This window comes from Streptomyces sp. NPDC002328 (assembly GCF_042890065.1).
Lineage (GTDB): Bacteria > Actinomycetota > Actinomycetes > Streptomycetales > Streptomycetaceae > Streptomyces.
Map to the genome: position 1 here is coordinate 60,888 of NZ_JBIARQ010000008.1, position 13,177 is coordinate 74,064.

Annotated in this window: 14 protein-coding genes and 2 pseudogenes; 7 read left to right on the top strand and 9 right to left on the bottom strand. The window is 70.3% G+C overall.

All coding sequences use genetic code 11. From position 1 onward, the window contains the following. Positions 1-28 precede the first annotated feature (28 nt). Entirely contained in the window at positions 29-889 is an 861-nt protein-coding gene (locus tag ACFYX4_RS21440; protein WP_389335390.1) for a carbohydrate ABC transporter permease, read from the bottom strand. A gap of 71 nt (positions 890-960) precedes the next feature. Then, the gene (locus ACFYX4_RS21445) at positions 961-1,815 is read right to left on the bottom strand and encodes an ABC transporter permease (RefSeq protein WP_389335393.1); all 855 of its coding nucleotides are present in this window, start codon (positions 1,813-1,815) and stop codon (positions 961-963) included. A 316-nt stretch (positions 1,816-2,131) separates the two neighbouring features. On the opposite strand from ACFYX4_RS21445, the gene ACFYX4_RS21450 reads away from it, so the two are divergent. Then, the gene (locus ACFYX4_RS21450) at positions 2,132-3,058 is read left to right on the top strand and encodes an alpha/beta hydrolase (protein ID WP_389335396.1); all 927 of its coding nucleotides are present in this window, start codon (positions 2,132-2,134) and stop codon (positions 3,056-3,058) included. A gap of 52 nt (positions 3,059-3,110) precedes the next feature. Here the strand turns inward: ACFYX4_RS21450 and ACFYX4_RS21455 are convergent, their stop codons facing one another. Next, on the bottom strand, positions 3,111-4,025 hold the full coding sequence (locus tag ACFYX4_RS21455; protein WP_389335922.1) for a DMT family transporter: 915 nt from the start codon (positions 4,023-4,025) through the stop codon (positions 3,111-3,113). A gap of 197 nt (positions 4,026-4,222) precedes the next feature. Here ACFYX4_RS21455 and ACFYX4_RS21460 point away from each other — a divergent pair, with 197 nt between their 5' ends. Then, a complete protein-coding gene (locus ACFYX4_RS21460; RefSeq protein WP_389335399.1) occupies positions 4,223-5,110 on the top strand; it encodes a LysR family transcriptional regulator in 888 nt (295 codons plus the stop codon). A 91-nt stretch (positions 5,111-5,201) separates the two neighbouring features. Here the strand turns inward: ACFYX4_RS21460 and ACFYX4_RS21465 are convergent, their stop codons facing one another. Then, on the bottom strand, positions 5,202-5,663 hold the full coding sequence (locus tag ACFYX4_RS21465; RefSeq protein ID WP_389335402.1) for a PPOX class F420-dependent oxidoreductase: 462 nt from the start codon (positions 5,661-5,663) through the stop codon (positions 5,202-5,204). Between the two features lie 104 nt (positions 5,664-5,767). On the opposite strand from ACFYX4_RS21465, the gene ACFYX4_RS21470 reads away from it, so the two are divergent. Next, a complete protein-coding gene (locus ACFYX4_RS21470; RefSeq protein WP_389335405.1) occupies positions 5,768-6,433 on the top strand; it encodes a hypothetical protein in 666 nt (221 codons plus the stop codon). Between the two features lie 178 nt (positions 6,434-6,611). On the opposite strand, the gene ACFYX4_RS21475 is transcribed toward ACFYX4_RS21470, so the two are convergent. Further along, positions 6,612-7,268 (bottom strand): maleylpyruvate isomerase N-terminal domain-containing protein, encoded by a 657-nt coding sequence (locus tag ACFYX4_RS21475; RefSeq protein WP_389335408.1) that lies wholly within the window; start codon positions 7,266-7,268, stop codon positions 6,612-6,614. Between the two features lie 123 nt (positions 7,269-7,391). Here ACFYX4_RS21475 and ACFYX4_RS21480 point away from each other — a divergent pair, with 123 nt between their 5' ends. Together ACFYX4_RS21480 and ACFYX4_RS21485 are read left to right on the top strand one after the other, a co-directional pair. Further along, the gene (locus ACFYX4_RS21480) at positions 7,392-7,874 is read left to right on the top strand and encodes a hypothetical protein (protein WP_389335411.1); all 483 of its coding nucleotides are present in this window, start codon (positions 7,392-7,394) and stop codon (positions 7,872-7,874) included. A 5-nt stretch (positions 7,875-7,879) separates the two neighbouring features. Further along, positions 7,880-8,829, top strand: a pseudogene (locus ACFYX4_RS21485) (IS5 family transposase). 19 nt (positions 8,830-8,848) lie between these two features. On the opposite strand, the gene ACFYX4_RS21490 reads toward ACFYX4_RS21485, so the two are convergent. Beyond that, the gene (locus ACFYX4_RS21490) at positions 8,849-9,529 is read right to left on the bottom strand and encodes a response regulator (RefSeq protein WP_389335414.1); all 681 of its coding nucleotides are present in this window, start codon (positions 9,527-9,529) and stop codon (positions 8,849-8,851) included. Next, a complete protein-coding gene (locus ACFYX4_RS21495) occupies positions 9,526-10,647 on the bottom strand; it encodes a sensor histidine kinase (protein WP_389335417.1) in 1,122 nt (373 codons plus the stop codon). Before ACFYX4_RS21495 ends, ACFYX4_RS21490 begins: the two co-directional genes overlap by 4 nt. A gap of 187 nt (positions 10,648-10,834) precedes the next feature. On the opposite strand from ACFYX4_RS21495, the gene ACFYX4_RS21500 reads away from it, so the two are divergent. Both ACFYX4_RS21500 and ACFYX4_RS21505 read left to right on the top strand, forming a co-directional pair. Next, entirely contained in the window at positions 10,835-11,479 is a 645-nt protein-coding gene (locus ACFYX4_RS21500) for a hypothetical protein (RefSeq protein WP_389335420.1), read from the top strand. Next, entirely contained in the window at positions 11,472-12,020 is a 549-nt protein-coding gene (locus ACFYX4_RS21505) for a hypothetical protein (RefSeq protein WP_389335423.1), read from the top strand. Before ACFYX4_RS21500 ends, ACFYX4_RS21505 begins: the two co-directional genes overlap by 8 nt. A gap of 148 nt (positions 12,021-12,168) precedes the next feature. Here the strand turns inward: ACFYX4_RS21505 and ACFYX4_RS21510 are convergent. Then, positions 12,169-12,579 (bottom strand): annotated as a pseudogene (locus ACFYX4_RS21510) (LuxR C-terminal-related transcriptional regulator); the annotation flags it as partial. Between the two features lie 31 nt (positions 12,580-12,610). Then, entirely contained in the window at positions 12,611-13,138 is a 528-nt protein-coding gene (locus tag ACFYX4_RS21515; protein WP_389335426.1) for a hypothetical protein, read from the bottom strand. Positions 13,139-13,177: the final 39 nt, after the last annotated feature.

The window sequence follows — 13,177 nt, forward strand, 5'->3', positions numbered from 1 at the left end:
GCGGCTCTGGACGAGGACCGGGTGGTGATCAGCTCTTGACGGCGCCGGTGAGCACGCCCTTGGTGAAGTACCGCTGGAGAAAGGGGTAGACGAGCAGGATCGGCACGGTGGCGATGACGAGGACCGCCATCTGGATCGTCTGCGGCGCGTTGACCCGCGCCTCGCCGACGGTGGTGTCGGTGAGTCCGGACCCGGCCACCACGTAGGTGCGCAGGACCTGTTGGAGCGGCCAGTGCTCGCTCTCCAAGTAGAGCGAGGCGTAGAACCAGGAGTTCCAGTAGGCGACGGCGTAGAAGAGGCCGACGACGGCGAGCGCCGCTTTGGAGAGGGGCAGGACGACCGACCACAGGACGCGCCAGTCGCCGGCGCCGTCCAACCGGGCGGCCTCGTACAGCTCTTCGGGGATGCCTTGGAAGAAGCCGCGCAGCACGACCAGGTTGAACACGTTGACCAGCACGGGCAGGACGAGCGAGGCGTACGAGTCGAGCAGGCCGAGCTCCTTGACCAGCAGGAAGCTCGGGATCATGCCGGGCGGGAACAGGAACGTGAACAGGATCAGCAGCAGGAGGGGCTTGCCGCCGAAGACCCCTGGGCGGGACAGGGCGTAGGCGAGGGCGACGGTGCAGGCGAGGCTGAGGAGCGTGCCGACCAGGGTCACGCCGGTGCTGACACCGAGGGCGTGGGTGACGATGCCGCCGTCGAGGATGTCGCGGTATGCCTTGAGCGTCGGGTTCTCGGGCCACAGGACCCAGCCGCCGTTGTCCACCACCTCCTGCTGGGAGGCGATCGACGTCGAGAGGATCACGAGGAAGGGCACGCACACCAGGGCCACGACCGCGACCAGGGCGAGTGCCTTGGCGGCCTGGGTGACGGGCTTGGGCTTCTCCATCCAGCGGGGCCGGTCTTGCGCTCGGGGCCGGATGCTCGCTCGGCGCCGGACCTGCGCTCGGGTGCGGGCGCTCACCTGTAGACCCCCTGTTCGCCGAGACGGTGGGCGACCTTGTTGGCCGCGAAGACGAGGAGCGCTCCGATGACGCCCTTGAACAGGCCCGCGGCGGCGGCGAATCCGTAGTCGCCGCCGACGATGCCCTGGTAGTAGACGAAGGTGTCGAGGATCTCGGCGGCCTCCGGTCCGACCGCGTCCCGCTGGAGCAGCATCTGCTCGAAGCCGACGGAGAGGATGTCGCCGAGCCGCATGATGAGCAGGAGCACGATCACCGGGCGGATCGCGGGCAGGGTGATGTGCCAGAAGCGCCGCCAGGGGCCCGCTCCGTCGATCGCCGCGGCCTCGTACTGCTGCTCGTCGACCTGGGCGAGCGCGGCGAGGAAGATGATCGTGCCCCAGCCGGCGTCCTTCCAGATCACCTGGGCGACGACGAGCGGCTTGAAGGCGTCCGGGTTGCCGACGACGTCGACGGTGTGCCAACCCATGTCGTCCAGCGAGGAGTTGAGCAGTCCGGTGTCGCCCAGCACCTGCTGGAAGAGGGCGACGACGATCACCCACGAGATGAAGTGCGGCAGGTAGGCCACCGACTGCACGAACCGGCGCACCGAACTCCAGGTGAGGCTGTGCAGGAGCAGGGCGAGCGCGAGCGGAACCGGGAAGTAGAAGGCCAGTTGGAGGATCGCGATCCACAGTGTGTTGAGCACGGCGTCCCAGAAGGCGCCGTCCTCGAACATCCGCCGGAAGTTCCCCACGCCCACCCAGGGACTGCCCCAGATCCCGTCGAAGGGGACGTACTCCTTGAAGGCGATGAGGTTGCCGAGCAGGGTGCCGTAGTGGAAGAGCAGGAAGTAGACCAGGCCCGGGAGCATGAGCAGTAACAGCGTCTTGCCGCGTCGTTCGTTGAAACGTTTTCGCTCGGCGGTGGCACCGGGTGGTCGGCGAGAAGAGTGGTTATCCGCCGATTTTCCGGAGCGCTCACGTATCAGCACGGCCACGAAGCCTCCTCGGCTGTGGATGCGGCGTCAGGTGAAGTTAAAACGTTTTCAGTGACGGGTCAACAGTTTTGACATGCCTATGTCGAGGTGTGATCCGCGGGGTGGAGGCGTCGGGCATTGCGTGATGCGCGCCGAGGTCTCATTATCAGGAAACCTGTTATTTTAAACTTGCAGCGATAGGGGTCGGCCCATGCTCTTCAGTCCCGGCGTCCAGGCCAGAGGCATTCAGTTGCTGCTCAGCGGAATGATGACCCGCGTGCACGAGGAACTGCGGTTCACCGACATCCCCGCGCACACCGAAACCCTCCAAGTGCCCACGAGCGCCGGCCCGGTGACCTGCACCGTGTACCGCCCGCCGACCGCCGGAGGGGCGACCTCCGCCCCCGACTCCGCCCCCACCCCCGACCCCGCACCGGTGTACGTCAACTTCCACGGCGGCGGATTCATCGTGGCCCGCCCCGAGCAGGACGACCACATCTGCCGCTACATCGCGGCCCACGCCGGCTGCGTCGTGATCAACGTGGACTACGCCGTCGCCCCGCAGCGGCCGTTCCCCGCTCCCGTCACCCAGGCGTACGAGGTCTGCGCGTGGGTCGCCGACAACGGTGCTGCGGGCGGCTGGGACGGTGCGCGACTCGCCGTGGGCGGGCACAGCGCCGGAGCCAACCTCACCGCCGCGGTGTGCCGCACGGCCCGCGACCGCGGCACCTTCACTCCCCGGCTCCAGATCATCGACTCCGCACCGCTCGACCAGGCGGCCGACCCCTCCACCAAGCTCTCGCCCATCGCCAAGCCGCTGCTCAACCCCCGCTTCATCCGGATCTTCACCGCCGCCTACGTCCCCGCCCAGGCCGACCGCACGCACCCCCTGGTCTCACCCGCACTGGCCGACGACCTCGCCGGTCTCCCGCCGGCGCTGGTCATCACCGCGGAGCACGACCGTCTGCGCGACGAGGGCGACGCGTACGCCAAGTCCCTGGACGCCGCGGGCGTTCCGGTCACCCACCGCGTCTTCGAGGGCGTCGACCACTACTTCACGCACACCGGGCCGGTGCCCGCCGCGAAGGAGGCGATCGAACTGATGGCGTCCGCCTTGCGCACCGCGCTCCAGGCGTGAGGTCGGCGGGCGACCAGCAGCAGGGCCGGCGGGGTGCGGCTGCCGTCGGGTCCTACGACGGCGAAGACGAAGGCGAGGGTGACGAGGGCGAGGGTGACGACGTCGAGGACGACGGTGACGGCAAGGGTGAGGGCGAGGGCGAGGACGGGTGAGCAGCCCGGCCTCTGGGTGAAGTCGCCGTGACGGCAACGGCGTTGGAGCCGACGATCACGCAGACGGCAGCCCAGGCAGCCGCGTCGAGACGCTCGTCGAGCACGAGGAAGCCGACGACGGCGGCGAAGACCGGGTTGACGCTCATGAACACGCCGAAGAAGTGCGCCGGGACGCGTCGCAGCGCCAGCAGATCGGCGAGGAACGGCACCGCCGAGGACAACGCCCCGGCCGCCAGCGCGCAGGCGAGGGCGGTCAGGGTGGGCGGACGCTGCCAGAGCACCACGGCGCCGACCGGGACGTAGAGGACACCGGAGACGGCCGCGGCGGCGGCCGAGCCCTCCAGGCCGGGCAGGCGGCGGCCGACGGTGCGGTTCAGCAGGATGTAGCAGCCCCAGCACGTCGCGGCCAGCAGCGCCAGGCCGATGCCCAGGTAGTCGGTGGCAGGGGAGGGGCGGGTGAGCACGACGACGGCCGCCGCGGCGGCCAGCGCGCACACCGCGTCGATCCGGCGGCGGGAGCCGGCCAGGGCCACCGTCAGCGGGCCGAGGAACTCCAGCGTGACGGCCAGTCCGAGGCCGACGCGGTCGATGGCCGTGTACAGGGACAGGTTCATCACGGCGAACACCAGCGCCAGCCCCAGCACCGGCCGCCACTGCGCCGCGGTGAAGGACCGCAGGCGGGGCCGGCCGGCCGCCCACAGCACCACGGCGGCCACCCACTGGCGGACCGCGACCACCCCCACCGGGCCGATCACCGGGAAGGCCAGCGCCGCCACCGATGCCCCGACCTGGTTGGACAGCCCGCTGCCCAGCATCAACGCCACCCCGGCGCGGCGACTCCAGCCTCGGGTGCTGCCACCCCGGTGGCCCCCGCCCCGGCCCGGTGTGTCGCCGTCGGCGGCGAGGGCTTGCCCGGCGTCCTGTGAGGTCGTCTCCATCACCATGGCCTCACCGTGGGGCCTCCCCGCGGATACGCAAAATGCATCCACAGCGCTGTCTATACGCTGAGCGCATGGACGGACGCCGAGGAGAACCTACCGGACTGGAGCTGCGACACCTGCGCTGCCTGGTCGCCATCGTCGACACCGGCAGCTTCACGGACGCGGCGCTCGAACTGGGCATCTCCCAGGCCGCCGTCTCCCGGAACCTGCTCGCCCTGGAGAAGATCCTCGGAGTGCGACTGCTGCACCGCACCAGCCGCATGGTCGCTCCCACCACGGCCGGCGTGCAGGTTCTCGCCCGCGCACGCCCCCTGCTCTCGAGTGCCGACGAACTCGTCACCGAAGCCGCCGCCGGCCACAGCCGCCTGCACATCGGCCACGCCTGGTCCGCGTTCGGCCGTCACACCACCGAGTTCCAGCGGCGCTGGCACCGCGACCACCCCGGGACCGAGCTCCGGCTCATCCGCCACAACTCCTCAACCGCCGGACTCGCCGAAGGACTGTGCGACCTCGCCGTCGTCCGTGCCCCGCTCGATCTCAAACCCTGGTCGCACGCCGTCGTCGGCCAGGAGCATCGCTACTTGGCCCTGGCCTCCGACGACCCGTGGGCCCGCCGGCGCAGCATCCGCCTGGCCGAAGTCGCCACGCGCACCCTCGCCCTCGACCGCCGCACCGGCACCACCACCGTGAACCTGTGGCCCGAAGACCAACGGCCCGACGTCGAGTACATCCACGACATCGACGACTGGCTCGCCGCCATCGCCTCCGGCCGCTGCGTCGGCGTCACCCCCCAGGCCACCGCCGCGCAGTACCGCCGCGACGGCATCACCTATCGCCCCCTGCGCGACGCCGCCCCCGTCCCCGTCCACCTCATCTGGCGCGCCCAGGACCCCCACCCGGCCACCCACGCCGCGGTCGCTCTCGCCATCGACCTGTACCGCGAGGACCGAGCACGATGAGACGTCGGGGACGCCACCTACGGGCACCCCGAGGCCGACGCACCGCAACCAGCACAGCCGACACTGCCGGCACAGACGGACCGGATGCCGACTACGCGTCGTCGACGTCGAGTGCCGTCCCGTACAACCGGTCCACCTTCAGCCGGACGACCACCCGCCGTTCGGCGACCAGCCGCTCCAAGAACGCCTCCTCGTCCTCCGGCTTCGCGGTCTCCGGGACGATCCCGAGCAGCTCCCGCCCGACCGCGTCACCCGCGACCGCCGTGACCTCGGAAACCTCGGCCTCTCCCTCGGCGACGGCGAACGACCACACATCACCGCCCAGCACGTGCAGCGCCGCACGCGGATCGCGGCGCAGGTGCCTGACCTTGACCCGGTCGGCCGTAGTCGAGAACCGCAGCACACGGGCTTCGGCGTCCCAGCTGTAGACCATGGTCGTCAGATGGGGCCGCCCGTCACGCTTGACGGTGGCGAGGGTGCCGAACTGCTGCTCACCGAGCAGACGCGAGAGAGCTTCGTCGGACAAGGGGCGAGGTGCCGGTCCTTGAGTCATGACCGGCTCAACATCTTTACGTGGCCCGGGAATTCCCCCACAGACGCCGAGTTCCGAAACAACCGCCCGCGGTGCTCCCCAGCCTTGTCACTAAACTCCGTGCCATGACGACCGCCCCTCGCGCTTCGACGATCCCCGTTGCGCCTGCCGGCTTGAGCGACAGAGCCAAGAGGTTCGTCGAGGTGGACGGCATCAGCCTTCCCAGGCAAGAGATACGGCGTCACCGCGACGCGTGGCTCGGACACGGGATTCCGGCCGCGGAGATCGATCGTGCCGCGGCCTTTCAGGACCGCTGGGGCGGCCTCGCCCTGCCACCCGCGCCCGTCTACGAGGGCGGTCCACGCGTCCTGGCCGCCGACTGTCCGAAGGGCTCGGCCGATGGTGGCTGGTCGTTTCCCGCGGGGAGTTGCCGGGTGTCCATGGCCTACGGATTCGTGATCGGCCCCGACGGCGCGTTCGGGATCGACGCCTACCGCTGGACGCCCCTGCATGCCAGCACAGACGGATGGGTGGAGTCCTTGGCACTCGCCGCCCATGCCGGGCGCTGGGCCAAGACCGTCACGAGGATCAAGGGCAGGGCCGTCGAGTCGGTGGACCTCAACGGCTACGAACCCGTGCCTGAAGTGCAGGGTCTGACCGACTCCTGGTGGCGCGGCAATGACTCGCTCATCGCCCTGTACCGAGGCGAGGCCACGGGCCTTGACGCCCCGCAATGCCTGGAAGCCCATATCTACGGCGGCCTCGACGAGTGGGGTCTTCACGGCGACTGAGTCACGAGCACCGGATCGGATGGCGTGGGACAGTTCGCGGGTGAGGAACGTCGTCGCGGTGATCGTCAGATCGGGAGCGGGCACAGCAAGCATCCGCTGGGGCGGCCGACCGATCTCAGCAGCAGCCTGACCAGCCAACTCCGGCCGAGCCTCTCCTTCGCTGCGGAGGGGCCTGGGCCTATGGCCGGGGTGTGCCGTCCCAGCGCCATGTGGTGAGACGAGGGTGTCCGGGTAGTGCGGCGCGCCCGGTGGCCCACAAGAGGGTGGGCCAGGGATCCGTGGACGCCGGTGCGTCCGGAAACAGCCGGACGAGCACCCGGGAGCACAGATCGGCAGGCGGGCTCCATGCGAGACCGAGCCCGTGTGCCAGGTCGTGCGTGTGCACCAGGGTCTCCACGATTCCCATCGCGGCGAAGCCCTCGGGGTCCGAGACGCCGAAGACGTGGTGAGCGCGGGTCTGCGGAGGCGTCGTGCGCACCATGGCGACCAGCAGCGCACCGCTCGCTTCCAGGACCTGCAGCAGGCCGGCGGGCCCCGCCTCGCGGTTCGCGTGAATGGCGTTCGCCGGGCCGCCGGGCCGTCGCCTCTCCCACACGAAGGGCACCTCGCCATCCAAGGGCGGTGTTCTGGGGCCCAGTTGTGCGGCGTAGGCGAAGAGGTCGTCGCAGAGGTGCTCGACGGTTTCCCAGCAGTCCCATTCGAGCGAACCGGCCTTGCCCTCCCAAGCCGCTGGGGGCACCTCGCGAAGGACTGCCACGGCGAGTTGCACGGCGAGGCCGAGGTCATCGGCGGTGACGGGTGGCTGGGAGAGGTCAGTATTTGCTGATCGGGACATGGCAGGACCGTACCGCGACCGGAAGGAGCCACCCCGCACCTCGGTCGCAGCCGGTTGGGGACAAGAAGGGTGATGAGCACGGCTCCGGGTCGTCGGAGCGGCTTCGAGCATCTGCTTTCAGACATGAGGGGGATCACGTTGGAGCGACGGAAGCTGTTCGGGATCGGGGCGGGGCTGGCGGTCCTACCCGCCTGGTGGGCCCTGCGTCAGGTGGCGAACGGCGCAAAGCGTGACTGGCACACCGACACCGCACCGCTGGAGCGGGCATTCCCGCTGCTGGGCCCGCTCACCGACGCCAAGTGGGTGAGCAGCAGGGACGAGGACGACCGGAGCGTACCGTCGCCGGAGTTGGTGATCTCGGGCTTCGCCCGGCTGGCACCGGGGAAGCTTGCCGAGCTGACGGCGGCCCACGCCTTCGTCTCCGAGGGTCCGGCCGATGACTTCTCCTCGTCGTTCGAGAAGCCACTCAAGGGTGAGGGGCCGGAGAACCCGCAATGGATCCGGTCGCACAGACTCGACCGCGACGGCAGCGGCTACTCCACCAACCTGTGGTTCGACCGTCGCACCGACACCGTCCGCTTCTGGGCACTCAACCCGTACGGATAGGGGATGTGACGCGAGTACAACTGACAGACAGCGAATGGAAGTTCATCGAGCCGTACCTCCCAGATCGGCGACTACGGCCCGTACCCGGAGCGTCTGCGGCAGCAGTTCGAAGGCGTGTTCTGGCGGTTTCGGGCGGGCAGCCAGTGGCGGGAGATGCCGCGGGAGTTCGGTGCCTGGTCGACGGTCCACATATCGCGGAGGCCGCGAAGCGGGGTGAGGTGGACCTGTCGCTGGTCAGCGTGGATTTCACCACCGTCCGGGCCCACCACGACGCCGCTGGGATGCACCTCGCCCCAGACACGCTCGCCGACTTGGAGAAGGCCGTCGAGGAGGCGGAAAGGCCTGGCAAAGGGGGTGACCGGGACAGGCAAGACGGGCAGGACACCGCACACGACCCCCCGAACGGGAAAAGCGGCGACGTGTCCGACGTGGGCGCAAGCTCCGCCTGAAGGCCGCCCTGCTCGGGCGCTCCGGAGGCGGTCAGACCAGCAAGGTCCACATCGTCGGCGAGCGCAAGTGCTGCCCGCTGGTGCTCGTTCTGACCGCAGGACAGGCCGCCGACAGCCCCCAGTTCATCCCCGTGCCGGAGAAGGTGCGGATACGCGGGCCGGTCGGCCGCCCCCGCACCCGACCCGACGCGGTCGCCGGAGACAAGGCCTACTCGTCCCGCGACAACCGCGCCCACCTGCGCAAACGCGGCATGCAGACAGTCATCCTGGAGAAGAAGAACCGGGCCGCCAACCGGAAGAAGAGAGGCTCCGCAGGCGGCCGGCCCGTCACCCACGACGCCGACCTCTACAGGGAGCGGAACACCATCGAGCGCCTGATCGACAAACTGAAGGCCTGGCGAGGCATTACCACTCGCTACGACAAGACCCCCGCGAGCTACCTCGCCGGCCTCCACCTTCGCGGCGCGATGCTCTGGATCAAGGACCTCACCAAGACCGCCCCTTGATCACGACCGAATGCTCGCCCTATTGCTCAGGGGTGAGGCCGGGGAGATTGTTCCTCCAGGCCCAGGCGGCGATGCCGACGCGGTTGCGGGCTTTGAGTTTGGCTTGGATGTTGGCGATGTGGGTTTTGGCGGTGCCTGCCGAGATGAAGAGCTTCTCGCCGATCTCGGCGTTGGTGAGGCCTTCGGCGACCAGGCGGGTGATGTCGAGTTCTCGGGTGGTGAGGGGTGAGGAGAGGGCGGGGGTTGCCGGGGCGGGGGTGGGGGCGGGAGTTCGGAGGAGGCGGACGGTGATCTGGGGGCTGATGAGGATGTCTCCTGCCATCGCCGCTCTCACGCCCTCGATGAGCAGCGTGGGGCCTGAGCGTTTGAGGAGGAAGCCGCAGGCGCCGTCATGGAGTGCGGTGCGTACGTAGTCGTCGTGGTCGAAGGTGGTGACGACGAGCACCCGGATCGGGTCGGGTGCGTCGGGGCCGGCGAGGCGGCGGGTGAGTTCGAGGCCGTCCAGGCCCGGCATGCGGATGTCGGCGAGGACGAGGTCGGGCTTGAGGGTGTGGGCCAGGCGGAGCGCGGTGAGGCCGTCGGCCGCCTCGCCGATGACGGTCATGTCGGGTTGGCTGTCCAGGATGAGACGGAAGCCGCTTCGGACGTCGTCCTGGTCGTCGGCGATGAGGATGCGCGTCGCGGCGGAGGCGGCGGTCACGGTGTCTCCATGGTGGGTGTGGTGGGCAGGACGGCGGTGAGCTGCCAGCCGCCGTTGCCGTGCGGGCCCGCGGAGAGCGTCCCGCCGAGGGCTCGGGCATGTTCGGTGAGGGAGTTCAGGCCGAGGCCGCCCGGGGTGGCGCGTCGGCGCGCCGGGGCGGTGCGGGCGCCACGGTCGTTGGTGACCTGGATTCTCACCGTGGTGGCTGTCGGCGTGAGCACGACGGTGGCTCGGGGGGCGGCGGGGGCGTGTCGGCGGATGTTGGTCAGCGCCTCGACGACGATGCGGTAGGCGACCGCGCCCGCCTCACGGGTGAGTGCCTGCGCGGTCTCGGGCGGCATGACCAGCTCTGCTTCGGTTGCTCCTGCGGCGGTGAAGTCCGCTATCAAAGTAGGGAGTTGGGAGATGTCGGGGAGTGGCGCGGTGGCGTGTGCCTCCGGGCCGTGCAGCATCTGCACCGTGCGGTCCATCGCGGCCAGGGCGTTCAGGCCCGCCTTCTCGATGCGTTCCAGGGCGAGCACGGCATGGGAGGGGTCGGTGGCCGCCACGAAGCGGGCCGCCTGGGCCTGGACGACGATCCCGCTGACGTCATGGGCGACGAAGTCGTGCAGATCACGGGCCAGTTGCAGACGCTGGGCGCTGCGGGCCTCCGTCACGGCGTGCCGGCGACGCAGTTCCTGGCGGCGGGGGTAGGCGCCGGCCGCCACCGCGGCGACGGCGGGAAGCAGCCAGAAGGCTGCGATGCCGACGGCTTCGAGGAAGGACTCGCCCGTCACCAGGGGCAAGGGCCACAGGGCCACCGCGAGGACGATCAGCGCGAGGGCCGCTGCGAGTTCGCGCGGTGGTGACCAGCGGGTGATCGCGGACAGGAGGAGCAGGAGGAGAGCGACTTCCGCCAGTTTCCATCCGGCGTCGACCCCGGTCGCGGGCGCGGTGAAGCTGGTGACCAGGGAGAGGGCCGCGCACGCTGCGGCCGGGCGACCGAGACGGCTGAGATGGTCGCGACGCCGACGTGAGTCACCGCGGTGGCGGGCGACCGCCCACACCAGCGTGCCGGCTGCCGCCAACGTCGGTAGAGCTCCAAGTGCGGTTGCGATAAATCCCGTTGATGCCCCCATGGTGATCAGCCTACGGGCGGTCGGCCCGTCGGGGATCTCTGCCGAACGGCATAGGGGAGCGGTGCGGCGGCATGTTTCTGTGCCGATCGGCGGATGGGATCGCGAGGGTCGTCAGGGCGAAGCTTGAGCCGTTCAGCCGACCACGGCAGCAAGACCCCTTCCCCCCTTCCAGACAAGGGAGTTCATCATGCGCAACACCGTCATAGGCGCCGCGGCAGCCCTCTCCGTCCTCGTCGGGCTGATCGGTGCTGCGGGGCCTGCCCCCGCAGCACCGACCCCCGCCGCCGAGAAGAAGCCGGCGAAGACGGCGAGCGTCCACGGGGCGGCGCGCGTCTGGTACGTCGAGTCGCCCGACCATGACATCCGCTTCACCATCCACGCCGAACAGAAGCCGTTCACACGGCCGTTGCCCCCTTCGGCCCCCTCGGGACTGGCCACGGACGCCGTGGGCACGCTGAAGATCTCCCACACGCTTCCCGGGGGAGAGGTGGGATGGGCGGACGGGCAGGTGAACTGCCTGGTCACCAGCGGCCGGACGGCCACCCTGACCGCGGTCGTGACGAAGTCGAACATCTACCGGACCGGCGACCGGCTGGGCATCAGCGTCCAGCAGGGCGCCGGGGGTGAGCCGGACCGGCTCGGCTTCTCCTGGGGAGTGGCGAACGTCGACCCCGGCCTGGTGGACGAGGACGGCTATCTCGTCAGGCCGCAGGCCGGTACGTGCATGGCCCCCGCGCCCTTCACGACGGTGATCAGGGGTGGCTACGAGGTCGTCCACGCCGAGATCACGAAGTCTCCCGAGCAGCCCGAGGCGGCGGTCCGCCGTGGCTGACACCCTGATCGTCGGATCGTCCGCGCCGGCCGCCGCGCCGCAGGTGTCCGCCGCCGTCCGCCTGGCGGCGCACCTCGCCGCCCTGACCCCGCTGCCGTCCGGGCTGTGGCGTATCGCGCTCGCCCTGGGCTGGGACTCCGGCTTCACCGACGAGGTCCTGCGACCCGAGAACTTCCCCGGCGAGGGGTCCGCGTATCTGATCGGGCTCAGTCTGATCGCCGAGGCGCTCGGGCTGCTCACCCTGGGCCTCGTCCACGGTTGGGGCGAAAGGCTCCCCCGGTGGGTGCCGATCCTGGGCGACCGGAGGATTCCGGTACCGGCCGCGGTGATCCCCGCCTCGCTCGGCGCGGCGTTCGTCACCCTCATCACGTTCACCGGTGCCTTCGGCTGGAACGACGCGGACAACATGGGCGCCGCCGGATCCCCCGACGGCGGCCGGTACTGGGTGATGACCGGCTGCTACATGCCGCTGCTGGCCTGGGGACCGCTGCTCGCGGTGGTCACCGTGGCGTACTACCGGCGCAGGCGCCGGGAGCGCTGAGCGCGGCCGAAGGAGCGAACAACTGCCTGGCCGGACGGGTCGGTCGACGCCCCGGTCTCCAGGGTCCCTCACCGGCTTGCTCTTCGTGTCCACGCGCGTTCTCCCGAGTTCTCCAAGATTCTGTCGCCGGAGTCTCTCCGGGGCTGGTCTACGTCGGGGGCGTGACGTGGACGAGGCGGGTCTGGGAGGCGATGACGACCAGTTGGGCGCGGTCGCGGGCGCCGAGTTTGGTCATGGCCCGGTGGATGTGGGTGCGGATGGTGAGAGGGGTGAGGTGGAGCTCGCCGGCGATGTCGTCGTTGGTGAGGCCTTGGGCGGCGAGGGCCATGACCTCGCGTTCGCGGGTGGTGAGCGTGGCGAGCTGTTCTGGGGCGGTGAGGGGGTTGTGCGGGGTCGGCGTGGTGAGGAAGCGGGTGATGAGGGTGCGGGTGGCGGTGGGGGAGAGGAGGGAGTCGCCGGCGGCGATGGTGCGGATGGCGTCGAGGAGCGCGTCGGCGGTGACGTCCTTGCCGAGGAAGCCGCTCGCGCCGCCGCGCAGCGCCTGGGCGACGTACTCGTCGTTCGAGCGGTCAGGCGGTCGGCGCGCGCGTTCAGGCGGTGCGGCAGAGTGCCGCCGGGTCGACGGGCGCGGCGCCGCGGATCACGGCCGTGTGCACGGCAGGGCTGGTACGGCGGGCTGCCGCCGTGCCCTGCGGGCGCTTCAATGCGAAGACGACGAGGCGCAGCACCACGAACCGCGCGCCGCCGGCGAGCGCGGAGGCGGACAGGTAGACGACCTGTTCGAGCATCGCGCCCGGCGCGTCGACCGACTGCCGCAGGACCAGCATCGCCACGCAGGTCACCGCGTACGCGGCTGCCGCGGACCCGGCCGACTGCACATGCTGGCGTGAGGTCGCGCGCCCGCCCGCGCCGAAGGTGAAGCGGGCGTGCAGCTCGGTCGCGAGGAGCGTGGAAGCCACCGTGACCAGGGCGTTGGCCAGGGCCCAGGGAATCCAGGAGGCGAGCGCCGCCACCGCGAAGCTGGAGGCGATCCCCACCCCGCCGCCGCACAGCACGAAGCGGGCGAAGGCGCCGAACGCGCCGGGCGCCGCCTGCCGTCTGCTCTGCGCTGTCTCCATGATCCCCGTCCCCCTCGATCGCCCCTTTGTTTCCTACAT

Bases quoted from the DNA above. Each gene is read 5' to 3' on its own strand.
- ACFYX4_RS21470 (WP_389335405.1), top strand. From the start codon at position 5,768: ATGACGACCGCCCCTCGCGCTTCGACGATCCCCGTTGCGCCTGCCGGC.
- ACFYX4_RS21475 (WP_389335408.1), bottom strand. From the start codon at position 7,268: ATGTCCCGATCAGCAAATACTGACCTCTCCCAGCCACCCGTCACCGCC.
- ACFYX4_RS21480 (WP_389335411.1), top strand. From the start codon at position 7,392: ATGAGGGGGATCACGTTGGAGCGACGGAAGCTGTTCGGGATCGGGGCG.
- ACFYX4_RS21445 (WP_389335393.1), bottom strand. From the start codon at position 1,815: ATGCTCCCGGGCCTGGTCTACTTCCTGCTCTTCCACTACGGCACCCTG.
- ACFYX4_RS21440 (WP_389335390.1), bottom strand. From the start codon at position 889: ATGGAGAAGCCCAAGCCCGTCACCCAGGCCGCCAAGGCACTCGCCCTG.
- ACFYX4_RS21495 (WP_389335417.1), bottom strand. From the start codon at position 10,647: ATGGGGGCATCAACGGGATTTATCGCAACCGCACTTGGAGCTCTACCG.
- ACFYX4_RS21500 (WP_389335420.1), top strand. From the start codon at position 10,835: ATGCGCAACACCGTCATAGGCGCCGCGGCAGCCCTCTCCGTCCTCGTC.
- ACFYX4_RS21515 (WP_389335426.1), bottom strand. From the start codon at position 13,138: ATGGAGACAGCGCAGAGCAGACGGCAGGCGGCGCCCGGCGCGTTCGGC.
- ACFYX4_RS21460 (WP_389335399.1), top strand. From the start codon at position 4,223: ATGGACGGACGCCGAGGAGAACCTACCGGACTGGAGCTGCGACACCTG.
- ACFYX4_RS21465 (WP_389335402.1), bottom strand. From the start codon at position 5,663: ATGACTCAAGGACCGGCACCTCGCCCCTTGTCCGACGAAGCTCTCTCG.
- ACFYX4_RS21455 (WP_389335922.1), bottom strand. From the start codon at position 4,025: ATGCTGGGCAGCGGGCTGTCCAACCAGGTCGGGGCATCGGTGGCGGCG.
- ACFYX4_RS21450 (WP_389335396.1), top strand. From the start codon at position 2,132: ATGCTCTTCAGTCCCGGCGTCCAGGCCAGAGGCATTCAGTTGCTGCTC.